Source organism: Cupriavidus sp. LA-1 (assembly GCF_055385985.1).
Genome location: NZ_AP031390.1, coordinates 336,599 through 359,712, shown reverse-complemented (window position 1 = coordinate 359,712; position 23,114 = coordinate 336,599). Strand labels below are relative to the sequence as shown.

The 23,114-nt window shown below is 64.4% G+C and carries 18 protein-coding genes and 2 pseudogenes; 7 read left to right on the top strand and 13 right to left on the bottom strand.

The features are described 5' to 3' along the window. Window positions 1–507, bottom strand: coding sequence for a hypothetical protein (locus tag ACZ5MJ_RS35825; protein WP_464227114.1), 507 nt, complete (start codon window positions 505–507; stop codon window positions 1–3). A gap of 239 nt (window positions 508–746) precedes the next feature. Between ACZ5MJ_RS35825 and ACZ5MJ_RS35820 the strand changes: the two are divergent. Further along, window positions 747–1,793 (top strand): annotated as a pseudogene (locus ACZ5MJ_RS35820) (ISL3 family transposase); the annotation flags it as partial. A gap of 745 nt (window positions 1,794–2,538) precedes the next feature. Here the strand turns inward: ACZ5MJ_RS35820 and ACZ5MJ_RS35815 are convergent. Beyond that, window positions 2,539–3,669 carry an IS110 family RNA-guided transposase gene (locus ACZ5MJ_RS35815; protein WP_464219317.1) on the bottom strand — a complete coding sequence of 377 codons (1,131 nt, stop codon included), beginning with the start codon at window positions 3,667–3,669 and terminating at the stop codon, window positions 2,539–2,541. A gap of 129 nt (window positions 3,670–3,798) precedes the next feature. Between ACZ5MJ_RS35815 and ACZ5MJ_RS35810 the strand changes: the two are divergent. Further along, window positions 3,799–4,179, top strand: a pseudogene (locus ACZ5MJ_RS35810) (transposase); the annotation flags it as partial. A 302-nt stretch (window positions 4,180–4,481) separates the two neighbouring features. Here the strand turns inward: ACZ5MJ_RS35810 and ACZ5MJ_RS35805 are convergent. The 3 genes from ACZ5MJ_RS35805 to nadB all read right to left on the bottom strand — a co-directional run bounded on the left by ACZ5MJ_RS35805 (window position 4,482) and on the right by nadB (window position 7,718). Next, complete coding sequence (locus ACZ5MJ_RS35805) at window positions 4,482–4,898, bottom strand: transposase (protein WP_464227535.1); 417 nt, start codon at window positions 4,896–4,898, stop codon at window positions 4,482–4,484. Window positions 4,899–5,266: 368 nt separating this feature from the next. Then, the gene (locus ACZ5MJ_RS35800) at window positions 5,267–5,689 is read right to left on the bottom strand and encodes an ISL3 family transposase (RefSeq protein ID WP_464227112.1); all 423 of its coding nucleotides are present in this window, start codon (window positions 5,687–5,689) and stop codon (window positions 5,267–5,269) included. Between the two features lie 490 nt (window positions 5,690–6,179). Then, window positions 6,180–7,718 (bottom strand): L-aspartate oxidase, encoded by a 1,539-nt coding sequence (nadB, locus tag ACZ5MJ_RS35795; RefSeq protein ID WP_464227534.1) that lies wholly within the window; start codon window positions 7,716–7,718, stop codon window positions 6,180–6,182. Between nadB and ACZ5MJ_RS35790 the strand changes: the two genes are divergently transcribed. Next, a complete protein-coding gene (locus ACZ5MJ_RS35790; protein ID WP_464227544.1) occupies window positions 7,698–7,847 on the top strand; it encodes a hypothetical protein in 150 nt (49 codons plus the stop codon). The two genes, nadB and ACZ5MJ_RS35790, sit on opposite strands and share 21 nt — an antisense overlap. 105 nt (window positions 7,848–7,952) lie before the next feature. On the opposite strand, the gene ACZ5MJ_RS35785 is transcribed toward ACZ5MJ_RS35790, so the two are convergent. From ACZ5MJ_RS35785 to ACZ5MJ_RS35750, 8 genes are all read right to left on the bottom strand, one after another. Further along, complete coding sequence (locus tag ACZ5MJ_RS35785; RefSeq protein ID WP_464227111.1) at window positions 7,953–8,465, bottom strand: MarR family winged helix-turn-helix transcriptional regulator; 513 nt, start codon at window positions 8,463–8,465, stop codon at window positions 7,953–7,955. A 979-nt stretch (window positions 8,466–9,444) separates the two neighbouring features. Then, a complete protein-coding gene (locus ACZ5MJ_RS35780) occupies window positions 9,445–10,362 on the bottom strand; it encodes an amidohydrolase (protein WP_464227110.1) in 918 nt (305 codons plus the stop codon). Between the two features lie 203 nt (window positions 10,363–10,565). After that, on the bottom strand, window positions 10,566–12,635 hold the full coding sequence (locus ACZ5MJ_RS35775) for an FUSC family protein (protein ID WP_464227109.1): 2,070 nt from the start codon (window positions 12,633–12,635) through the stop codon (window positions 10,566–10,568). Window positions 12,636–12,727: 92 nt separating this feature from the next. Then, the gene (locus ACZ5MJ_RS35770; RefSeq protein WP_464227108.1) at window positions 12,728–14,209 is read right to left on the bottom strand and encodes an efflux transporter outer membrane subunit; all 1,482 of its coding nucleotides are present in this window, start codon (window positions 14,207–14,209) and stop codon (window positions 12,728–12,730) included. Then, window positions 14,206–15,174 (bottom strand): efflux RND transporter periplasmic adaptor subunit, encoded by a 969-nt coding sequence (locus ACZ5MJ_RS35765; RefSeq protein ID WP_464227107.1) that lies wholly within the window; start codon window positions 15,172–15,174, stop codon window positions 14,206–14,208. Before ACZ5MJ_RS35765 ends, ACZ5MJ_RS35770 begins: the two co-directional genes overlap by 4 nt. Then, window positions 15,171–15,380, bottom strand: coding sequence for a DUF1656 domain-containing protein (locus ACZ5MJ_RS35760; protein ID WP_464227106.1), 210 nt, complete (start codon window positions 15,378–15,380; stop codon window positions 15,171–15,173). Before ACZ5MJ_RS35760 ends, ACZ5MJ_RS35765 begins: the two co-directional genes overlap by 4 nt. Continuing rightward, on the bottom strand, window positions 15,377–17,359 hold the full coding sequence (locus ACZ5MJ_RS35755; RefSeq protein ID WP_464227105.1) for an FUSC family protein: 1,983 nt from the start codon (window positions 17,357–17,359) through the stop codon (window positions 15,377–15,379). The genes ACZ5MJ_RS35760 and ACZ5MJ_RS35755 overlap by 4 nt, the downstream gene beginning before the upstream one ends. A 30-nt stretch (window positions 17,360–17,389) precedes the next feature. Beyond that, complete coding sequence (locus ACZ5MJ_RS35750) at window positions 17,390–17,839, bottom strand: MarR family winged helix-turn-helix transcriptional regulator (protein WP_464227103.1); 450 nt, start codon at window positions 17,837–17,839, stop codon at window positions 17,390–17,392. Window positions 17,840–18,573: 734 nt separating this feature from the next. On the opposite strand from ACZ5MJ_RS35750, the gene dapA reads away from it, so the two are divergent. The 4 genes from dapA to pdxA are packed head-to-tail and all read left to right on the top strand — an operon-like array spanning window position 18,574 to window position 22,986. Beyond that, the gene (dapA, locus tag ACZ5MJ_RS35745) at window positions 18,574–19,470 is read left to right on the top strand and encodes a 4-hydroxy-tetrahydrodipicolinate synthase (protein WP_464227102.1); all 897 of its coding nucleotides are present in this window, start codon (window positions 18,574–18,576) and stop codon (window positions 19,468–19,470) included. A 47-nt stretch (window positions 19,471–19,517) separates the two neighbouring features. Then, a complete protein-coding gene (locus ACZ5MJ_RS35740) occupies window positions 19,518–20,687 on the top strand; it encodes an iron-containing alcohol dehydrogenase (RefSeq protein WP_464227100.1) in 1,170 nt (389 codons plus the stop codon). Continuing rightward, on the top strand, window positions 20,684–21,964 hold the full coding sequence (locus ACZ5MJ_RS35735) for a four-carbon acid sugar kinase family protein (RefSeq protein WP_464227099.1): 1,281 nt from the start codon (window positions 20,684–20,686) through the stop codon (window positions 21,962–21,964). The genes ACZ5MJ_RS35740 and ACZ5MJ_RS35735 overlap by 4 nt, the downstream gene beginning before the upstream one ends. Next, window positions 21,961–22,986 (top strand): 4-hydroxythreonine-4-phosphate dehydrogenase PdxA, encoded by a 1,026-nt coding sequence (pdxA, locus tag ACZ5MJ_RS35730; protein WP_464227098.1) that lies wholly within the window; start codon window positions 21,961–21,963, stop codon window positions 22,984–22,986. The genes ACZ5MJ_RS35735 and pdxA overlap by 4 nt, the downstream gene beginning before the upstream one ends. Window positions 22,987–23,114 lie beyond the last annotated feature (128 nt).

Here is a 23,114-nt window from a genome sequence, read left to right as displayed (position 1 = left end):
CTATGCCCTTTGAAAGGAAGTCGCTCCGCTCAGTGCCGCTACCACCAAGTCAGGACTGACTACGCGGCCGGATGCCAACAAGGCAAAAAGCGAAGCCTCCACGCTCGCCGGGTCGGGTTCGGGGAAGCGCTCAAGGATCGCATCCAACGCCCTCGGTTGATTCAGGTAGACCACGATGGCCTGCTCCAGCACAGGGGCGCGGAATCGCCGGTAGCTGACGAGGTACGGGACAATGCGCGACCAGTTGGCGATCGGCACCGACAAGGTCTGCAGTTCAGATTGATGGATGACGCGGACAGGGAGACCATGCAAGGTATTGGTCTCAAACAGGAGTTCATCACGTTCTGGCCCACTACCATCCTCGGCACGACGGGGCTCTATCAGCCAGAACTCCCCGGCCGTCGCATTTCGGGATCGAACCCAGAAATCAATCACCGCGCTACCATCATCGCCGACCCGGGCCGGACGTTCTGTGAACGTTTCTATTTCAGGATTGGCTTCGACCATCAACCAGGTCCGATAAGCGTCATAGCTGCCGAGGCTCAACCGACGCCCAAGCTTTGGGCTGAACACTTCAATACGCCGCCGCCATCCATTGCGGGCGAAGGCTAGTGGACGGCTGTACTGGCGTGAGGGATCCGGGTCGACATCAGACACAGTAGTAAAGATGGGTCTCCCGCACTTTGTGTGACGGCCCAGTCGAGGGCTTGATTTCCGGCCGGTTTGGCCGTACGTTGATCGTTACCATGAGGCAAGTTCTCGGTGGGATCGATCGTATTCTCGCCCGTGTAGGCAAGCGCTTCGTCTCCAGCGAAGTGCAAGGGGAGACCATTACTGTCGAAGCCCGCAGTACAGTTCGCAGGGCACCGTGCCCGGCCTGCCATAGTTGGAGTCACCGACTCCACGGCCACTATGTGCGCAAGCTGGAAGAACGTCCAATGCTCGAGCAGCGGGTCGTTCTCGCCATTGAGGTACGTCGCTTCAAGTGTATGAACGCGAACTGCCCCCGTCGTACGTTTGCCGAGAACATCCGCGCCTTGGCCGGTCGGTATCAACGTCGTACGCGTTCGCAGGCTCGGGCGTTGTATGCGCTGGGCCACGCCCTCGGTGGTGAGGCAGCAGCCCGGCTTGCCGACGCCTTGGGCTTGCGCACCAGTGCTGACACCGTGCTGCGAGAATTGCGCAGAGTACCTGAGCGCAAGCGCAAATCACAACCGCGGGTCGTCGGCATCGATGACTGGGCGATCGCGCGCGGTCACCAATATGGAACGATCATCGTCGACTTGGAGCGACGTGAGCCGATCGAAGTGTTCGCCGGCAGGGACGCCATTGCGGTGGCCGCGTGGATGCGTGCGCACCCATCGATCGAGATCGTCGCCAGGGACCGTGCCGGGGCCTATTCCGAAGCGGTCGACCTCGCGCTGCCGGCAGCCAAGCAAGTCTCGGATCGCTGGCATTTGCTGAGCAACCTGCGCGACAACGTTGAGAGGCTGCTATACCGACTCGGGCCACAAATGCGCCAAGCCGCCCAGCAAGTAAACGTCAGTAGGGTGACGCTAGGCCGGCAGGGTCTGCGCCGAAGCTCACAACGGTCATGGGAGCGTCTGAGCGCTCAGCGACGCGCCAAGCGGCTAGCGTTGTATAAGGAGGTGATGGCGCTACGCGCCCAGGGCGGCACGATCAGAGGAATCGCACGCGAACTCTCAATCAGCGCAGCAACCGTGCAAAAGTACGTCAAGGCCGGAGCATTCCCCGAGCGCGCGCCCAGAGCGCGGGGTCCGACGCCTCTGGACCGGCAGGGGGTTCCCCGCCGAAACGCACAGCGGTCATGGGAGCGTCTGAGCGATCAGCGACGCGCCACGCGGCTGGCGTTGTACGAGCAGTTGATGGCGCTACGCGCCCAGGGCGGCACGATCAGAGGAATCGCGCGCGAACTCTCAATCAGCGTAGCAACCGTGCAGAAGTACGTCAGGGCCGGAGCATTCCCCGAGCGCGCACTCAAGGCGCCGGGTCCGACGCCTTTGGATCCCTATCGCGACTATATCGAGGAACGAATCATCCAGGGCTGTCGCTTTCCTGAACTGATCTGGCAAGAAATCAAACAGCGCGGCTATAAGGGCAGTCCCGCCTGCGTGCAGAGTTGCGTGACCCGCCTCCTCTTTCCGCTGGGCAAGACCCCGCTTGCCCTGAAGCCCACGATGCAGATGCCCTCGGCCCGGCGCGTGTTCGGATGGCTGATATGACTCCCCGTGTCAATCGAGATTGGTTTGATTTAGTTTCACAGTTGGATGTTGTTCCTCCATTCAATTTCCTGAGGGCGACGTAGCAGTAAGTCTCGACGGTGGATCACGCTGATATCCGCGGGTTGGTTACCGCATTACAGAGGTCCGCCCAATGAGCCTGCCGCTATCTAGTGCCGCAAGTCGGATCAAATCCATTGCTTAGCCATCGCGCGGGTTGCTCGTGTGCCGGGCTACGCCGCCTTCAGGAAACTGGCTTCTACCGTAGGTGTCAGATAGGTTGATATCGGGCGCTGGGTTAGGTTGTCTGCGCCTGATTCGGTACGGCAAGCGACATGGCGAGCTGGCTGATGTCCCAGATGAACCCGCTGAGTTCGCGGGCCACCGCAACCACCGCAATGTTCGGGTTCTTGCCGCGCGCGGCAAGTTTCCGATAGCGCCGGCACAGTCGAACCTGGGCGTCCCAGGACCGGTCAACGATGGCCTTGGGAATGCCTTCGTGCCGGCGCTGAATCTCGGGGCTCACCCGTGCCGGGTGCCGGTAACTCCAGGCGGCTTCGATCAGCAGCTTTCTTGCATAGCTATTGCCGTTCTTGGTGATGCTGCCTTGGCGCCGCTTGTCCCCCGATGAGTGTTCGGAGGGTGCGACGCCAAGCCAGGCCATCAGTTGGCGCGGATGCGCGAAGCGCGAGAGATCGCCCAATTCGGCGAGCATGCCTATCGCGGTGGTGAACTGCACGCCGCGCATGGCCTGCAAGCCGAGTACGGCCGGATAGAAGCGCCAGTTGACCACGGCTTCGCGCAAGGCCGCCTCGAGACGGCTGCATTGCGCGAGCCGATCCTCGATGGCACGTCGATATTCGTCAAAGGCAAGTTGTTGCCACACGGCATCGAAGGCAAAGGCACTAATCCAGCGGCGGTGCGCTGGTCCCCAGTCGGCTCTGCCGGTGTAGCGGACACCGTGCGAGAGCAGAAAGGCCTTTAGCCTTTGTCGGGCCCGCTTCAGATCGTCCTTGGCGCTGACCCACGCGCGGGACAGATCCCGGAATGCTTCGTCTTCGACGCTGGGCACGTACACGGCCGAGAGGTCACCGGCGCGCAGCGATCGCACCAGTTTGACCGCATCGCGCCGATCGGTCTTGACGCGCTCGCCGGGCTTCCTCGGGATCAGCGACGGCGCGCACACCATGCACTCAAATCCCTTCCCTGCAAGCTGTCGGTAAAGGCCATAGCCGCAGGGGCCGGCCTCGTAGACGATGCGGATCCGGCGCGCTTTGGACTGCAGGCGCTTGCACAGGCGGTCTATATCGGCCTTCGAGGTACCGATCTTGCCAAGCAGCTCGACCTCACCCATGCCGAGTGCATAGGCGACCGTGATCGAGTCCTTATGGACATCCAACCCGACATACAAAGTGATATCGTGTTCCATGCTGGCCTCCGTGCTGGAAATCGCCGGGTGTGGCACTGTCCACACCATGCGGCTCTGGCAGTGATGCTAACCCGCGTTAGATTCCTCGCGGCGGGCCAGCCCTCTTGCCCTCCAGGGGAGTCATATTGACTAGTCGGATGGAGGAACCTCGCCATCGAGGAGCCAAAAAGCGCGGACCACGAGCGGTTCGTGAAGGCGCTGTGCAAGATCGAACCCGTGGTGGGCGAAGTCCGCAGTCTCGCGCGGGAGTTTCTCGGACTCATGCACCGACGAAGTGTGCTGCACTTCGATCGATGGTTGAAACGTTTGTCGTGCTGCGACGCTGAGGAAATGCGTCGGTTCGCGCAAAGCCTGAGCGCCGACTTACCGGCTGTGCGGGCGGCCTTCAGGCTGCAATGGAGCAATGGCCAGACGGAGGGTCATGTCAACCGGCTCAAGCTCCTCAAGCGCCAAATGTATGGCCGCGCCAATATCGAGCTTCTGCGGCTGCGGGTGTTGAAGCCAAACTAAACCGGCCGGCTTTGTTCTACAGGCCCCGCCAGTCCGGTCGCGATCGCAGGCGCGTGAGTTCGTGTGGCCACGGCGAGGCTGGCGGACTCGCTTACGTTAGTCAGTAAGAAGAATAGTGGTAGTCGGGCGGGAAAGACGACGGCAAGGGTCCTCAACACGAATTCGCCGTTGTCACACAAATTGCGGAAGACCCACTCTTACTACACTTCACGGCTCGCGAGGCTCATCCTGGCCGTACGAGCTCACCCGCCCGCGATGGCGACCGGACTAGCGTGTCATGCAGGGCAAGGCAGGTCTATCGTTCAGTTTGGCTTCAATACCCCCAGCCGCAGAAGCTCGATGGTCGCGCGGCCATACATCTGGCGCTTGAGGAACTTGAGCCGGTTGACGTGACCCTCCGCCTGGCCATTGCTCCATGGCAGCTTGAAGGCCGCCCGCACAGCCGGTAAGTCGGCGCGCAGGCTTTGCGCGAACCTGCGCATTTCCGCAGCGTTGCAGCGCGACAGACGCTTCAACCATCGATCGAACTGCCGCAGACTTCGCCGGTGCATGAGCCCGAGAAACTCCCGCGCGAGGCTGCAAACTTCGCCCACCACGGGTTCGATCTTACACAGCGCCTGCACGAAGCGCTCGTGGTCCGCGCTCCTGGGCTCCTCGACGGCGAGCTTCCTCCATCCGACAAGCCATCCGAACACGCGCCGGGCCGACGGGCACGGCATCGTGCGCGCGGGTGCTGGGAGAAGCGGCTCTTTGCCCTGTGGAAAGAGGAGTCGGACCACGCCGCACGGCGGCGCGACTGCCCGTATAGCCTCGCTGCTTGAGTTCCTGCCAGATCAGTTCAGGAAAGCGACAGCCCTGGGCGATTCGTTCCGCGATATAGCTGCGATAGGGATCCAAAGGCGTCGGACCCCGGCGCCCTAGGTGCGCGCTCGGGGAAGGCCCCTGCGGTGACGAAGTTGCGCATGGTTCGTTGGTCAATTGAGAGCTCGCGCCCGATTCCTTTCCTCGTGCCGCCCTGGGCGCGTAGCGCCATCACCCGCTCGTACAGCGCCAGCCGCGAGGCGCATCGCTGATCGCTCAGGCGCTGCTATGACCACAGTGAATTGCGGCTCAGCCCCCCCTGCCGGCCCAGGGTCACGCCACCGACCTCAACTTGCTGCGCAGCTTGGCGCAGTTGCGCTCCGAGTCGGTACAGCAGCCTCTCGACGTTGTCGCGCAGGTTGCACAGCAGATGCCAGCGATCCGAGACTTGCGTGGCTGCCGGCAGCGCGATGTCGACCGCCTCGGAGTAGGCCCCGGCCCTGTCCCTGGCGACGATCTCGATCGATGGGTGCGCACGCATCCACGCGGCCGCCGCAGTTCCTTCCCTGCCGGCGAACCCTTCGATCGGCTCACGCCGCTCCAGGTCGACGATGATCGTTCCGTACTGGTGACCGCGCGCGATCGCCCAGTCGTCGATGCCGACGACCCGCGGTCGTGTTTTGTGTTTGCGCTCAGGAACTCTGCGCACTCCCGCAGCACGGTGTCGGCACTGGTGCGCAAGCCTAAAACGTCAGCAAGCCGAGCTGCCGCCTCACCACCGAGGGCGTGGCCCAATGCGTGCAACGCCCGAGCCTGCGATCGCGTACGACGTTGATGCCGACCGGCCGAGGCGTGGATGTTCTCGGCAAACGTACGACGGGGGGATATCAAGCCCTCGACGAGGCCGTCACACAAAGTGCGGGAGACCCAATTTTACTTCTCTTCACGTATATCGACACCGCCATCAATCGGGGCTTCTGGGAAACCGAAGGCAGGAAGGCGCTGGTTTCGCGCATTCCTCAGGGCCGCCTTGTCCAGCATGAGGATACGCGGCTTGCCGCTGTGCTGAGTAGACACAGGCGCGGCATGCAGGGACACCAGAATCCGCCATCGAATGCGCGTCTACCAGCCACTTGGCACGCTGACCAAAGTGCTCAGCTACGTGGGCCTACCACCTCGCTCTGGTTGCTTCCCAGGACTCAGCGCTTGCCCGAAGCTGGCGGCTGCATCACCGTGGGCAACGCCTTCGGTAGCGATTCTGGATAGTCGCGGCTGAAGTGCAGGCCCCGGCTCTCATGGCGCGAATAGGCACTGTCGACGATTAGCGAAGCGACTTCGACCAGATTGCGGAGTTCGAGCAGGTCGCGTGTGACGCGGAAGTTGGCGTAGTACTCGGAGATTTCCTCGCGCAGCAGTCGCGTGCGATGCTGCGCGCGTTCCAGCCGCTTGCTGGTCCGCACGATGCCGACGTAGTCCCACATCATGCGGCGCAGCTCGTCCCAGTTGTGTGAGATCACGACTTCCTCGTCGGCGTCCGAGACCCGGCTCTCGTCCCAGGTCGGCAGCGTAATGTCGGGCAGGCCGGCCTTGTCCTTCGCGGCGATATCCGCGGCTGCGGCCCGCCCGATCACAATGCATTCCAGTAGCGAGTTCGAAGCCAAGCGGTTAGCGCCGTGCAGCCCGGTGCAGGCCGTTTCGCCGACCGCGTAGAGGTTGCCAAGGTCGGTACGGCCCGAGGTGTCGGTCACCACGCCGCCGCAGGTGTAGTGCGCGGCCGGCACCACCGGAATCGGCTCGCTCGTGATATCGATGCCAAGCTCTAGGCAGCGGGCGTAGATCGTGGGGAAGTGTTCCTTCAGAAAGGCTTCAGGCTGGTGCGTGATGTCTAGATAGACGCAATCCAGGCCGCGCTTCTTCATTTCGAAGTCGATTGCCCGCGCCACTACGTCGCGCGGCGCCAGTTCCGCGCGCTCGTCGTGGTCCGGCATGAAACGGGTGCCGTCGGGCAGCTTCAGCAAGCCACCTTCACCGCGCACCGCTTCGGAGATCAGGAAGGACTTGGCAAATGGATGGTGCAGACAGGTCGGATGAAACTGAATGAATTCCATGTTCGCCACGCGGCAACCTGCGCGCCACGCCATCGCAATACCGTCGCCGGTCGCGGTGTCAGGGTTGGTGGTATACAGGTAGACCTTGCCGGCGCCGCCGGCGGCCAGAACCGTATGGGTGGCCGTGATGGTGCGCACCTCGCCGGTGCTGTCATCCAGCACGTACAGGCCGTAGCAGCGGTTGCCGGGCAGGCCCAGCTTGACTGACGTGACCAGGTCGATCACGGACTGGTCTTCCAGGATCGTGATGTTCGGGTGATTCCGCGCCTGTTCGGAGAGCGTGCGGACTACTGCATGACCAGTGGCATCGGCCGCGTGAATGATGCGGCGGCGGCTGTGGCCGCCCTCGCGCGTCAAGTGAAAGCCAAACTCGGCCTCCCCATCCGTGGTGAAGGGCACGCCCCGGTCAATCAGCCACTGTATGGCTTCGCGGCCGTGCTCCACGATGAAGCGCGTTGCAGCTACGTCGCACAGGCCGGCGCCTGCCACCAGGGTGTCCTGGATATGTTCGTCGTGGCTGTCGCCGGAATCCAGCACGGCGGCGATGCCGCCCTGGGCCCAGTCGCTGGCGCCCTGTGTCATGGAACGTTTGCTGAGAATGACAACCCGGTGGGTGTCGGCCAGTTGCAGCGCGACCGTAATTCCAGCCAGCCCACTGCCTACGATAGAGACGTCGAAGTTCATGCTCAAGATAGCACCCTGGCCGCTTGGTGGATGATGGGAAAAGAAAAAATTCCGCTGTTGCGCGAGGATCATTAGCATGCTGCCCACCGCATATGCACCCTGAACCAGCGCGAAGCTGCGCGGATCGGCTTCAACGCCGCCGACGATATGAGTCGCTGCGAACCAGCGTGCGCGCGGACTTCATGGCCGGCTCGCTGCTCCTGCCGGCTCCAGTGCCAGCAGCGTCTGGTGCAAGCGACCGAGAACGCGGGTGGCGCCAGCCAGGCCGCTGTCGCCGAGGGGAGCCCAAGCCTCGCCGTAAGCGGCATGCACTGCCGGCAGGGCCCGTTCGAACAGGCGATGTCCGGCGGCGGTCAGCATCAAGTCCGTGCTGCGCCGATCCTGCGCGGAAACGCGGCGGCGCACCAGGCCGCGCGCTTCCAGGCCGTCCACTAGTCTGGTCATCCGGGTGCGGGTGGCGTCCAGCGTGATGCTAAGCTCGGACGGCATGCTGGGTTGGCCTTCGTCGGCTGCCAGCATGCTGATTGACAGGTATTGCTGGAGGTCGAGCTCGAACGGCGCCAGGGCCCGCTCGATATGCATGCGCAGAAGGCGCTCAGTGCGCTGCAACAGGCGAGTAGCCAGGATCAGCTCGCGTGGCGCGCCGGGGTGCCTGGCGCAGAGCCGGTCGATACGGCCTTCAAAGGATGACATGACTTCTGTAGCGCGATAGGTTCGCTGCTTCTCACACAAATGATTGCATTCGTAACTATATCACTGAAATCAAACGTCGTGAGTTACCGGCATGATAGAGCCAATCCGTGCCGTCGTAGGGGCGCCGCTAGATCTTCTGGTGTACCGCCGACAGCTTTGTGGTGGGCATCTTCGTGTCAGTCTTGTCTGTATCGCCGCCCTCAATAGCAGTCACGCTGTGTACTTCGGCGTGGCGGTACTAGCGCAGGACATCCCCCAGCGCTCTTTGCACTTGCGAAAAGCTGCTCAGGGAAACTCTCATGAACTTACGCAAATGCGATGTGAGTCCTATGGGCCGCTGCCGCAGGTGTTACCCGGGCATGGACAACGAAGCGGGAGCGACTACAACCCGTGAGACAAGTCGTCGGTGCAGGCGCCCTCGCTCCGACGTTATCGCCACGACGCAGATATCTCCAGCGGATAAAGTTCCCCGTCAAGCACGCCAACTAAACCTTAGACTCCGGTGATCGTCACGTGCTAAGTCTGAAGTGGCCGATGGAGACAAGCACCAACCGGCCAATTCGAGCTGGAGCCCCCTTTGTCCAGAGTTGGCGCTGACACCGTTTGCAGCTCAGACAACAGGCGGAAATGCGTTCATCAAACATTCGTAGGAAGCGGAGGATTCACGCCCTCCGGAATCGGGCACACATACGGCTTCCCTCCTCTGCGTTGGATAAGCTCCTCCCTCGCCTTCTCCAGAAGCTCTGGCCGCATGAAGAGTTCTAGTGCGGTCGCGGCGATAGTCTTGGATGCAAGTAGCATCCCCTTATGTGCAATAGAGCTCTTGCCCTGTGCAACCCATTGCCAGGAATGTGGCGCCGTGCCAAACGCGAAACAGGCCGTCCGGCATTGCACCGTCGGCGTGACCCAGCTGACGTCCCCGACATCGGACGATCCATGGATACGAATGGAACGCGAGCTATCAAGTGGCTCGACACCTTCAAACAGCGCCTTCGGGTCTTTCCAGGCGCTTTGCAGCATCCGACCGGCAGCCTCGACCTCTTCTGCAGCCGTGGTACCGTACATCGCCTCCGCAAAATTCAATTCTTTCGCATCGTAAACGGGCGCACTCAGGCGGTTCATCTGGATTGTGCATGACTTCGTTCAGCACATCGTCAAGGACGAGATTCGAGCAGGCGGAATGTAACTCGATCTCCAGTTCGCACCCGGTCATCAGTGCGGCCCCGCGCGCGATGTTGCAGACTCTCTGGTAGAGCTCTTCCACTTCAGAGATGTGCGGCGCACGAACCATATACATTGCTGCGACCTTCGGCTGCACCACGTTCGGCGCCAAGCCGCCTGCGTCGGTAATTGCGTAGTGCACCCGCGCCGACGGAATCATGTGCTCACGCAAGAAGTTTGTCCCCACGTTCATCAGTTCAACGGCATCTAGCGCGCTGCGGCCAAGGTGCGGTGAGGCACCCGCGTGGGCTGAAACGCCGGTGAAGCGAAAATACGCCTGCTTGCAAGCGAGAAGCTCAATATTTGCCACGCCGTTCGAGACCCCGGGATGCCAGGTCAACGCAGCGGCCAGATCGTCGAACAGGCCGGCTCGCGCCATATAGGTTTTCCCCCAGCCCCCTTCTTCCGCAGGACAACCATAGAACCGAACGGTTCCCGGCATCCCGCTTGCTTCCAGCATGCCCTTGATTGCAACGGCTGCCAGATGTGCGCTTGTGCCAAGCAGATGGTGTCCGCAGCCATGTCCGTTTCCGTTGCAGATTTCCTCGGCCGGCTCGCAAGTGACCGAAAGACTCCGCTGACTCAGACCTGACAGCGCGTCGAACTCTCCGAGGATCCCGATTATCGGGCCTCCGCTTCCCGACTCGGCGACAAAAGCCGTAGGAATGCCGTCCACCCCCTCCCGAACAGTGAAGCCGGCCTCCTTCAGATAGCTGATGTGCCTCCTGCAGGCTTATTTTCAGCAATTATTAAACCAATTTACGGGATGTTGTACTAGCTAACCATTCGGCGCTCATCAGTTAGCGGGCTGTTACAGTAGGTGCTGTCATTCGGGACGCGAAACTCGTTCTAAATGCGCTTTCAAACAGCGTCTCCAATTTACGCCAGGCTACGCCCAACGTCGCTAGGAGGAGCGGGCAAAGTGAGGGAGTCCACCGGTGCCGCAAGAGGAAAGATGTTGCGACGCAGGCTCACCAGGGCGAGGCTCACGGCACGCTGGACTGCTGCGTCCAGACCGCCCATTCCTGTCTGAATGGCTCGATCGATATGTGCCAGCAATGTCGCTGGCGGCGCATTGTCTCGCCCCCTTGAAAGGTGGTGGTAGTGGCGCGCCGCCCCCTCCAGGATCGAGGCGACTTCTTGCTCGGCTTCAGCAGGAAGGCGTGGTCTCAGCTCGGCAAGCTCGGCAAGCGAAAGGCCTGTCCTGAGATCGCGCAACGCGTCAGTCGTCGGCCGTGCCGCGATCCCACCGAGGTTGGCTGCACGCATGGCCAGCAGCGCGATCCGGTGTCCCATCCTGCTTCGCCATTCCGTCATGGCTCTATTCTTTCCACATGCGATGTCGATCCTGCCGGCACTGAGCAGACGTCGGGTGGCGCCTTTAAGCCAGAGGGATTGCATCATCTTCATCATGATCAGAGCGAAATAGATGCCGGTAAGCGAGGCCAGGCTGTTGTTGAGATAAGCAGTGAAGTCCGGCGTGAAGCGTTCCGAGATGATGATCGGGTTGAGCACGCCGATAATCAGGTTGAACGCCATGGCACTGTGGCGGGGCGCCGTCAGCAACGCGCCCGAGACGAGAAGGACAGGCGCAAGAGCGGCAGCAAGCCAGGGAAAGCTGTCGATCGAAGGCAGGATGGCCAGCACATAGAGCGCACCGAGCGGCAGACGCACGACTACGCCGATGAATTTGTTCTTCAGGGCCAGTGCCGGATTGCCGAGGCCCGAGTAGATGGCAAAGAACACCCCCGCCATCATGACAGCACTGGCGCCCCCGTCCCAGCCTGAGGCGATCCACATCGTACAGGCGGTAAGGAGCGCGACCGTGGTGGAGGCGGCGGCAATCAGCGCTCCAGCGCAATCTCGCTCGATCGCCCGCGAACCGGTCTTGACAACGGCGCGGATACGGCGCCGCTCCTCCTCATTGCGTGGGCCGGAGATGATCGCGCTATGCAGCATCACGCAATTTCCGTGGACGGCGATGAGATCGGAAAGCCGGGCGAGCAGGTTGAGCTGCAGGGCAGCCTGCCATGTCATTCCCGGAACCGCTATCGGCTCCAATTCAGCGCAACGCTGCCGGAGGAGATCCGCTTCCATGCGTTGATTGTCTCCGCTCGCTGAGGTGGACTCTATCCAGACGCGTACCTCATGAAGGAGGTTTGCAATATCCAGCGTCATAGCCCGCACTCGCCGGAGTTCAAGGATCCGGTCATCAACTCCTGCAGACAATGGCAGCAGTCGCTCGATCTGCGCAAGCAAAGCAGAGGACAGGCGGCGTTGCTGGCCATGGCTTGCACCCTCGTATCCCGCGTGGACCAACAAGTCATGGATCTCGTTGACGGCGACGGCCAACTGGTTCCGGTCCTGATCGAGCGTCTCGGATCTGCTTTCCGACAGCGCCTCAGTGGTCCAGCGCGCAGCATCACGTAGCGCTCTGTCAAGCCGGCCAAGCATCAGTTCCGTCGAGGAACCCGGCAGGATCGTCGCATGAATGACGCTGCTGCAGAGGATGCCCAGTGAGATCTCCTGCACACGCAGCATTGCGGTGGTAAAGATGGCTTCGGGATGACTGAAACCTGGGAAGACGATGAGGCAGGTGCTGAAGCCCGCGAGGACGAACATGTAGGATCGAGCCGTCCGGTCGATTGTCGCCAGGAACACGCAGAACCCAAGCCAGAGCGCGACGGCCACTGACAGCAGTTCGGGGGCGTTTCCGAGCGGCGGCACGAGGAAGACCGACATGGCGGCTCCAACCGCGGTACCGACGATCCGGTAGACCCCCTTCGATAGCACAGCGCCCGCCCTCGGCTGCGCCATGACGTAAGCCGTGACGACTGCCCAACTGGGATTGGCAAGCCCGATGCGGAGGGCGATGTACAGCGCCAGCATCGCGGCAATAAAGCTCTTCACCGCAAAGAGCATGGCCGATGGTTTGAAGGCGGCTATCATTGCAAAGGTTCCAAATTATGTCCGCTAAATGACTGACTTATGGGTAAGTCTCTGTCAAGTTTCGGCGCCCGTCGCCCAGGCCTCGCGGCGCATCAATGGCCGGACGTGTTCGAGTCCGGGCGTGCGGTGGCGAGTTGCTCGCGCACCTTGGGCGCGTCCTGCCAACCGCCACCCAGCGCCAGGAACAGGCTGATCCGGTCCAACGCCACCTGTCCGTCGGATGCGGCCAGCGCGGCATCGCTATTGGCAAGTGTGCGATCCGCGTCGAGGCTGCTCAGGTAGGGGGCGCGACCTGCCTGGTAAAGCAGGCGGTTCTGCCGCGCGGCTTCGTCGGCCTTGTCGCGCGCATCACGCAGCGACTGGTTGCGCTCCAGTTCGTGCGTATAAGCGCTGAGCGCGGTGTCGGTCTCGCGCAATGCCTTGAGCACAACGCCGTCGAAATGTGCCAGCGCGGCGTCGGCACTGGCCTCCCTGCCGTGAATGCGGGCACGGGTGCCGCTGGTCGGGATGTTCCACGTAATCAGCGGTCCGAAACTCCAATGCGCGGTCTGCGGCTGCCCAAGGTGCTCCAGGACGCCGGTGAAGCCGGACGAGGCGCCGATGCTGACGGACGGATAGAGGTCGGCGGTGGCCACGCCAATCGTGGCGGTGGCCGAAGCCAGTTCGCGCTCGGCCTGGCGCACGTCGGGCCTGCGCTTGAGCAGCGCGGCGCCGTCCCCCACCGGCAGCGTCCGGGTCAGCTTCGGAATGGCATGGCAGGCGTACTCGGCCGTGGCCACGGCGGTGGGCGGCTTGCCCAGCATCACGGCCAGGCGATAGGCCGCCGCTTCCCGCCCGGCGCGCAGCCTGGGCAGCGCGGCGCGAAGCGTGTCGGCCTGCGACTGGGCGCGCAGCAGTTCGAGAGGCTGGCCGCGACCGGCCGCCAACATCTTGCGGGTCAGCTCGACGCCGCGCTCCTGCAGCGCCAGCTGGTGCTCGGCCACGGCCAGCTCGTGCGTGGCGACGCAGCCTTCGACGTAGGAGCGCACCGTCTCGGCGGCGACGATGACACGCGCCTGGTCGAGCGCAGCCTGGCTGGCCTCGGCGGCCCCGAGCGCCGCTTCGTCGGCCCGGGCGAGCTTGCCGAAGAAGTCGATCAGGTAGGAAACGCCGAAGCCCACGTCGCCGAAGTTCGCGACCGGCAACTTCTCCTCCTGGAGCAGCGTCTCGCCGGCGACCAGGCCGCGCTCGGCGCTTGCCTTCACCGCCGCCCGCGGCAGGTTCTCGGCCTCGACCTCATGGTAGGTGGAGATGGCACGGCGTAGGTTGGCCGCCGCCGCGCGCAGGTCGGTGTTAGCTGCCAGCGCCTCTTGCACCAGCGCGTCTAGCTTCGGATCGTCGTACAGGCGCCACCAGCCATTAGGCACGGGTGCGATGGAGACGGCGGGGTGATCGGTGCCGGCAAGCGGGCCGTTGGCCTCGGGCGCCTTGACGGTGGCATGCTCTGGCACATGATAGTCGGGGCCCACCGTGGTGCAGGCGGCGAACAGCAGCGGCACCATTGCGGGGATCAGGGCTAGCGTAACGCGTTTCACCGAACCGACTCCTGCCGGGCGGCCGAACCCTGCGCGATCGTGTGGCCGCCCTGGGGCGCCACCGCCGCGGCGGCCGGACCCGCACCTTTTTTGCCAGCAGGCTGATCTTCCACCGAAACCGTGGCCGTGCGGCCCGCTACCAGGCGGATGTCGACGGGCATCTCGTCCAGCGCGATGCGCACCGGTACGCGCTGCGCCAGCCGCACCCAGTTAAAGGTCGGGTTCACGTTGGGCAGCAGGCTGGAGCCCGCGGTGCGGTCACGGTCCTCGATACCGGCAGCGATGCTCTGCACGTGGCCGTGCAGCACCGTAGACTCGCCCATGAGGCGGATCTCGACCGGACTGCCGAGGTGGATGCCCGCCAGCTTGGTTTCCTCAAAATAGCCTTCCACGTGGAAGGACTTCTCGTCGACCATCGACATCACCGGCCGGCCCGTGCTGACGTAGTCACCCAGGCGCGGCAGCCGGTCGTTGACGTAGCCGTCGACCGGGCTGACCACACGCGTGCGCTCGAGGTTCAGCCTGGCCAGGTCGACCGCGCTCTCGGCCTGCGCCAGCGCGGCCTCGCCCTGCTGGACCTTGGCCAGGCCCTCCTCCACCACTTCCTTGGCCACGATCTCCGACAGCTGCTGGCTGCGCGCTGCCTCGCGCCGGGCCTGGCCCAGCGTGGCACGGATCGCCGCGGCGTTCGCCTGCGCCTGCTGGAGCGCCAGCGCGAAGCGGGCCCGATCGATCTCGAACAGAACCTGACCGCGCTGCACGCGCTGGTTGTCCTTGACCAGCACGCGCGCGATGAGGCCGGAGACGTCGGGCGCGATCTGCACCACGTCGGCCCGCACATGGCCGTCGCGTGTCCACGGTGCAATCGTGTAGTAATCCCACAGATGCTTGGCGACAACTGCCGCACCGGCAGTCAGGGCCAGCGTAAACACGACCGGCCCGATGGATTTCAGTGTGAGTTTCATGATTGCAGATGCGCCGCCAGCAACACCACCCCGCCGAGGATGATCGCGTACAGCGACAGGTTGAACAGCGCGCGGTGCCAGACCAGCCGGTAGAAGCCCACGCGCGACATCACCGCTCGCAGGCTCGCCATGATCACGAATGCCACCAGCATCCAGACCAGCAGGCTGGGTACGTAGACGCCGTAGAGATTGACTTCACCGCTCATCTTTGCCTCCCGCTCATAGGAGAGGTTGAAAACAATGCCACTTCTATTTCGATCAACGCGGCCAGCGCCGTGCGCGAGGGCTGGTCGGACCGGTCGGCCACGCCTTGGATGGCGCGTGCCAGGCGCAGCCGCAGCGCGGGCGGCGGCGCCTGCACCCTGGCCTCCAGCTTGTCGCGGTAGTAGCGCGCGACACTGCGCAGCACGCGGCGCACCGCATGCCGCCGCTCGGCGGGCAGCGCGGGCAGTTCGCGCTGCAGTGCCAGCGTGCTCAACTCCACCCGCACCTCGGTGAAGCCGTCGGGTGACTGTTCGCTCTCACTGGCGGCCAGCCGCGGCACCAGCTGCGCCAGCCGGTCCAGCATACGGGCGCGCAGGCGGTCGTGTTCGCGCGGGTCGCGGCCGCTAGCGTTGCGCGCGATATCGCCCCAGCTGGCACGCACCAGCCGGCGCACCGCCGCCGCGGTGCCAAAGGGCCGCACCAGCAGCGTCCAGATCAGCGCGAACAGGATGCCGGCGACGCCGGCCACATTGCCGTTGAAGAAGCTGTGGAAATCGGCGTTGTAGCTGGCCTGCAGGCCGATTTCGCTGGCCATCACAGTGGTTAAGAGCATCGCGACCAGGTTAAGTCTCGGCTGGACGATCATCACGCCGAACAATAGAAAGGGGATGGCGAACATCGCCACCAGCAACTCAAAGTCGTGCGCGAGCGGCAGGATCATGAACAGGTAGACCATCGCCAGCACCATGCAGACCACGTTCCAGGTGAAGAAGGAGCGGATCATCGGCGCGGGCTCGTCGAGCGCGGCAAAGAAACAGCACGCGACCGCACCCAACGTCACCGCGCCGGCGCCGTCGGCCCAGCCCGTCCAGATCCAGATCATGCCCATGCAGAAGATGGCCAGGGCGGTGGTGACCGTCGAAAACAGCAGCATGCCGTGGTCATAATGGCGAGCCTCGCGCACGCTCCAGCGGCGGAAGACAGGTTTCCACTCGCCGCCAGACTCGGCGTTGCCGAGGCGGCGCTGCAGCGTCACGCAGTCCTGCCACAGCGCGGTCAGCTCGCGCAGTCGGTCGTGGACAGTCGCGGTCAGCGCCGTGTCGAACGAGAGCGCCGCGCCATCGTCGGGCATCGGCGCCGGACCGCTTGCATCGCTGATCCAGTCCGACACGACCGCCATGCGCGCAGCCAGCTCGGGCGGCACGCCCGCCTCATCGCGCTGCATGGTCTCGACCAGGCTGGCGAGGGAGGACATGACCGGCAGCAGCATGGTCATCCGCCCGCGCAGCTCCTTGGCATCGCGAATGCGTGCAGCCGTCTCGGTGTCGTAGGAAAGCTGGCTGATCAGCTGATCGAGCGCCAGGATGTCGGCGGCAAGCCGGTGCCGGCTGTGATGGCGCGACAGGGCCGCGCCCGCGCCTGGCGACAGCATGTCGCCCACCCACTGGGCCGCATCGCCCATCCAACTTGCCAGGCGGTCGTGCAGCACGTCGGAGACCCTGACCGGGAACAACACTGCCCCGACCACGCTTGCGCAGAGGATGCCCAGGCAGATTTCCTCAGAGCGGGCCACGGCGAGGTCGAAGACGCCTTGCGGGTGGTCGACCGCAGGCAGCGCGATCAAGGGCAGCGTGTAGGCGGCCAGCATGAACAGATAGCTGCGCGGGGTACGGTCCAGCAGCGCTACATAGAGCAGCACCGCGACCCAGACAGCGACGGCCGCCATCAGCAGCGCAGGCGTATTGACCAGCGCAGCCACGAACAGCACCGAGGCGGTGGCGCCAAGCAGCGTGCCGAGCACGCGATACACCGATTTGGACCGAGTCGCGCCAGTCAGGGGATGCGCAACCACGTAGACCGTCGCCATGGCCCAGTACGGGCGCGGCAGGCCGAGGTAGAGCCCGATGAACAGCGCCAGCATGGAAGCCACGAAGGCCTTGGCAGAAAAGATCCAGTCCCTTGCGGAAGGCCAACCACCCATCGCTTTACGCTCCCTACCTCTCGTGGAACCCTAGGGGTTAGGGGTCGATTCCGCGGCGCGCGCCAAGGCGCCCAGCAGGCGCAGCGCACCCTCGAAGTCCTCTGGCGCGATGTCCGCAAAGACATTGGCCCGCAGGCGCTTGAGATCTGCCTCGATCCTGGCGGCCAGCGCCTCTCCCGCTTCTGTCAGCCACAGCGAGTTGGCGCGGCGGTCGCTGGCGTCCACCTCACGGCGGACCAGGCCTGCGGCGCTGAGCTGGTCGAGCAGCCTGACCAGCGAGGCGCCTTCCAGGCCGACATACTCGGCCAGCGTCACCTGACGCACACCGCCCCCCAGACGGAGGATGAACATGAGCGGGCCAGCGGCCGCGGCGGAGATGCCGTAAGCGGTGACGACAGCGTGGGAAATCTGGCGCCACTGCCTGCCGGCCCGCATCAACTGGCCAGTAAAGGCGAAGCGTAGCGTATCGAGGGAAGTCATGTGCTAAATGATAGTGATGATATTATTAGTATGCAAGCTATCTATCTCCGAACTAATTGACCGAAGTCGGGTGATGAATCCTGATGTTGAAGATCGTCATTCGTGCGAGCCGCGCTCAACATTCATGCGACTGTAGCTTTTCACTGAGAAACAACGTCCCTGTGGGGCGTTTCGCCCGCTGCTTCTTTTTCTTCAGCTCGACGCAGTCTCACGAATGCTGAGCATCTACAGCCTTCATGTTGCCTTTCAGCAACTGTCGAAGAGAGTACTTACGGACGAAATCCACATAGAAATCAGAGCGTTTTGGCCGTGTGATTGCTCTTGCGCATGGTGAGCAGCGCTCGCGCGATCCTTGATCCTCAACAGGACCAGCCATCCTCTCTAGGGTGCCTCGCCACCACGGCCTGCCAGACAGAATTTCTCGATGACGTGGCGGATAGCCCCACGATCGCATCATCGGAGCCGATCGGGAGTAGCCGGGAATCCTGCCAATGGGTAAGCGGCGGCGCTGCGAGCCATTTTGATCGATTCAATCAAATCAGGGTAAACTACGATCTAATCAGTCATCTATTGGCCTATAATGACTGAACCGATCAATTGAACTGCGCATATTTTGCGCAGTTCAATCGCTATGCCGCGTGGAAGTGATGCTTTCGCCAAGCGACGCACGCCTCCCCGGGCATTTCCAGCCACATCAAGGCGGACACTATCGATACCGCCAGGAGACGGAGCCAATGACCGTGTCGTTCAAGGGGATCATCCCCGCCCTGATCACCCCGATGACCCCCGACGAAGCCGTCGATGAAGCCGGGCTGCGCACCCTCATCGACAAGCTCATCGAGGCGGGCGTCCACGCGCTCTTCGTGCTTGGCACAAATGGCGAGTTCATTGCGCTCAACGAGGAAGAAAAGCTGCACATCGTGCGCATTACCATCGATCAGGCCCGCGGCCGGGTGCCGGTGATTGCCGGCACCGGCGCCTACGCCACGCGCGATGTAATCGCGCTGAACCGCAAGATGCAGGACCTGGGCGTGGATGCTGCCTCGGTGATCACGCCTTACTTCAATGGCGCCACGCAGGCGGAACTGTTCGCTCACTACAAGCAGATCGCCGAGGCCACCTCGTTGCCGATCATGCTTTATACGATTCCCGCCAAGGCCGGCGTCACGCTGACCATTGACACCGTGCGCCGCCTGGCCGAGATCCCCAATATCCGCGGGATCAAGGACAGTGGCGGAGACTTTGACCGCCTGCTGCAGCTGATCAACCTGCGCCGCGACGACTTCGCCGTGTTCACTGGCACCGATTCGATGATCCTGTGGTCGCTGATCGCGGGGGGCGACGGCGCGGTGGCAGCCACCACCAATGCGGTGCCGCACGTCGTGATGTCAATCTGGAACCAGTTCCAGGCCGGCAATATCCCGGCCGCCCGCGCGGCGCAGGAATCGCTGCGCGCGCTGCGCGATGCCTTTGCGCTCGGCACGATGCCGGTGGTGCTGAAGACAGCCGCGGAAATGCTCGGCATGCCCGCGGGCCCTGCCCGCTCGCCGGCAAAGCCCCTTGATGCGAAAGCGCGCGGGCTGCTCGAGGAAGCGCTGTCGGTCTACCGCACGGGTCCCGCGGCCCGGTAAGCCCACGCCACGACCACCTGATCACATCGCACCGTACTCCCACCGCCATGCCCAGCACCTACCATTTCCAGACCGTCAAGCACATCGTGCACGGCGCCGGCAGCCTTGCCCTGCTGCCCGAGAAGCTCGCCCTGCTTGACCGCCCCGTCTCGCGTATTGCCCTGATCACCCAGCCCGTCATGGAAGAGAACGGCGTGATCGGCCGCGTGGTTGCCGCCCTGGCCGAGCGCGATGTGGAAGTCCGCATCGTGCGTGGCGTCGAGCCCGAACCCAGCATCGACAACGTGGAGACGGTGTTTCGTGAGCAGATCGCGCCCTTTGCGCCGCAAGCCATCCTGTCGATCGGCGGCGGCAGCGTGCTGGACGCCGCCAAGCTGTTCGCCGTGCGCCTGACCAACGACCAGCCGCTGCGCGAATGGCTCGGTGTCGACCTGATCCGCCATCCGGGCGCACCGATGATCCTGGTGCCGACCACGGCCGGCACCGGCTCCGAGGTCACGCCCAACGCCATCGTCACGCTGCCCGATGAGGCGCTGAAGGTCGGCATCGTCAGCCGCCACCTGCTGCCACAACTGGTCATCCTCGATGCCGAGCTGACCCTGGGCCTGCCCAGGCCGATCACCGCAGCCACCGGCGTCGACGCCTTTGTCCACTCGCTCGAGTCGTATATCTCGACCAAGGCCAACCCCGTCAGCGACATGTTCGCGATGGAGTCGATGCGCCTGATCGGCGCCAACATCGTCGAGGCCTGGCAGGACGGCCACTCGGTCAAGGCGCGCGAGGCGATGATGCTGGGCTCCATGTACGGCGGCCTGGCGCTGACCGCGGCCGGCACCGCGGCGGTCCACGCGCTGGCCTACCCGCTGGGCGGCATGTTCAATATCACACACGGCGTGGCCAACGCGATGCTGCTGCCGCATGTGATGGCCTTCAACAAGGATGCGATCGTCGGCCGGCTCGCCACTGTTGCGCGCGCGCTTGGCATCGCCGCTGAGGGCGCGGCGGACGACGCCGCCGCACAGGGGCTGATTGACCGGCTGGCCGAGTGGACCGTGCAGCTGCAGATTCCTCAGGACCTGCGCGCATTCGGCGTGTCCGAAGCCGACCTCGACGCGCTGGCCGAGGCCGCCTCCAAGGTGAAGCGGCTGCTGGGCAACAATCCCAAGCCGCTGAGCCTGGAAGACATCAAGGCGATCTACCGCCGACTGCTGCCGTGACCAGCAACGCCCCACCCGGCCTCCGCCTCCTGGTTGTGGCCGACGACCTCTCCGGCGCCGCCGACTGCGCCGTGGCCGGTGTGCGCGCCGGGCTGCGCAGCGCCGTGGCGCTGGGGGCCGGCAGCACGGTTGCCGGCGTCGACGTGCTGGCCGTGGATGTCGATTCCCGCCGCGCCGACGCCGCTGAGGCCGCCGAGCGGCACGCCGCGGCCTGGCGGGCGCTTGCGGCCCCAGGCACGCGCCTCTGCAAGAAGACCGATTCCACGCTGCGCGGCAACGTGGGCGCCGAAGTGGCCGCACTGGTGCCGCTTGCCGGCCTCGCCATCGTTGCGCCCGCCTTTCCGGCGCTCGGCCGGACCACGCGCGACGCACGCCAGTGGCTGCACGGCGTGCCGGTCGAGGACACCGAGGCCTGGCGCAATGAGAACCTGCCGGGCCGCGCGGACCTTGCCGCGATGCTGCGCGATCAAGGTCTGCGTACCGTAACCCTGTCGCTGGACCACATTCGCGAGCCTGGCCCTGCCCTGCCCGCGCGGCTCGCCGCGCTGCAGGCCGAGGGCATGCAGGCCGTGGTCTGCGATGCCGAGACCGACGAGGACCTGCGGCGCATCGCCGACGCCTCGGCGCGCCTGGCGAACGTGTTCTGGGCCGGCTCGGCCGGGCTGGCGCCGGCACTGATTCGCGCGCTCGGACTCGGTAGCGTAACGCTTGAGAATCCGGCGCCCATCGCCGCTCGCCCGGTCCTGGCTGTCGTTGGCAGCATGTCGAGCGTCTCGCACGCCCAGGCCGCGCAACTGAAGGCCGCCGCCGGATCAGCGCTGCTCGCGCTGGAAGTACAGGCCACCGCGCCGGTGTTGCCGATGGTCGACCTGACCAATGCCGTCATCGAAGCCCTGCGGCACGGCCGCGACGTACTGATTACGCTGAGCCAGGCCACCCGCGGCGATCCCGCGGACGGCCCGGCCATCTGCCAGCGGCTGGCTGACATGCTGGCGCCGGCCCTGCCCCATGCCGGCGCACTGATTGCCACCGGCGGAGAAACCGCCCGTGCGCTGCTGGCGGCGGCTGGCATCGACACCCTGCACATCGTCGACGAGGTCGAGCCCGGCATGCCGCTGCTGCTGGCGAGCCTGGCCGGCAAGCCGTTGCCGGTGGTCACCAAGGCCGGCGGCTTCGGCGCGCCGGATTCGCTGGCGACCGCCTGGCGGCGGCTCGCCGGCGCCGGATGCGCGCCATCGCAACGCCCCACCCCTACCCAAGAGGAACACCTGCAATGACCTATCGTCCTGTCATCGGCATCACCATGGGCGATGCCGCCGGAGTCGGTCCCGAGATCATCATGAAGGCGCTGATGCACCGTTCGGTCTATGAGCAGTGCCGTCCGCTCGTGATCGGGGACACCGCCCGCTTGCGCGACGCAGGCCGGCGCGCAGGCGTCGCCCTGGAAGTGCGCTCCATCGAAACGCCGGCGGATGCGGACTTCCGCTACGGCGTGGTCGACTGCATCGACCTCGGCCTGATCCCGGCCGACCTGCCCTACGGGAAGCTGTCGCCGATCGCCGGCGACGCGGCCTACCAATACATCGCCCGCACCGTCGAACTGACTTCGGCCGGCGAACTCGACGCCATCTGCACCGCGCCGCTGAACAAGGAGGCCCTGCACGCCGGTGGCCACATCTACCCGGGCCATACCGAAATGCTCGCGCACCTGACCGGCATCGACGAAGTGTCGATGATGCTGGTGGCGCCCAACCTGCGGGTAATCCACGTGACCACGCACATCGGCCTGCTCGATGCCATCCGCCGGATCGAGCCTGGCCTGGTCCAGCGCACCATCGAGCGCGCGCATGACACGCTCACGCGCGCCGGCATCGCCAACCCGCGCATCGGTGTGTGCGGCATCAACCCGCATGCAGGCGAGAACGGCCTGTTTGGCTATGGCGAGGAAGAAGAAAAGATCCTGCCCGCGATCGCAGTACTGCAAGCGCGCGGGTGGCAAGTGGAAGGGCCGCTGCCCGCCGACACGCTGTTCTTCCGCGCCGGCCGCGGCGACTTCGACGTGGTGGTGGCCATGTACCACGACCAGGGCCACGGCCCGGTCAAGGTGATGGGCCTGGAGGCCGGCGTCAACGTCACGGTGGGCCTGCCGGTGATCCGCACCTCGGTCGACCATGGCACCGCCTTCGACATCGCCGGCCAGGGCATCGCTGACGAACGCAGCATGCTGGAGGCCTTCCGACAGGCGTGCGAACTGGCGGCGCACCGGACCGAACCCGGCGCCGCCGTGCGCGCGGCGTGACACCGCCGGATCGCAGAAACCGCTGAATCGCCGCGCCCCTCGCGCCAGGCAGAAAGCAAGAAATGCGCTCCGGCGCAGGCCAGAACCGGCGGGAACACGCCGGCCGGCCGCAGCCCTACTGTTCGAAT